Source organism: Rothia sp. HMSC08A08 (assembly GCF_001808385.1).
GTDB classification, from domain to species: domain Bacteria; phylum Actinomycetota; class Actinomycetes; order Actinomycetales; family Micrococcaceae; genus Rothia; species Rothia dentocariosa.
Genome location: NZ_KV793080.1, coordinates 1 through 531 on the forward strand (window position 1 = coordinate 1; position 531 = coordinate 531).

The 531-nt window shown below is 45.4% G+C and carries 1 protein-coding gene; it reads left to right on the forward strand.

Going from position 1 to position 531, the window contains the following annotated elements:
- Positions 1-531, forward strand: a 531-nt coding sequence (locus tag HMPREF3164_RS09445; protein ID WP_070450714.1) for a uracil phosphoribosyltransferase, incomplete at both ends; no start/stop codon positions are given.

Here is a 531-nt window from a genome sequence, read left to right on the forward strand (position 1 = left end):
TAGAAGGTGCCGACGGTAAGATGTCATTGGATCCCCAGGCGTCCCCAGAGCCTCAGGGTGCTGAGGGAAAGGAAGAGCCTCATAAACGCATATCAAAACAGTTTGATATAGATCCCAACACCCGTGAGCCTCTTCTCATCGCACAGGCTATCAGGAATGTTCTGATTATTATTCCTGTACTCATTATGCTGGTTGTTTTTGTCTGTGTATTCATTAACGTTTTGGTGTCTGCGCCCAGTGGATATGATGATCTTATCTTGGCGGGTATGTTTATTATTGCCGTTATTGCACTTCCTTACATGATTCACGCTATCTTGCAGGTTGTCGCGTTTATGCGGTTTAGGAGATCAGTCAAGTTTCGGTGGATACGAGGCGCCAATATTTACGGTCTTATTGTTGCCCCGATCTCCGAGGTTACCTATGTGCCGTTTATGCTAGAGCGGATTCTTGATCCATCTTCATCTGCCGAGAGCTCTTTTACAATAGTGGGGGTTATAGTAGCCCTTTACGAGGTTATTTTGGGCATCTTAA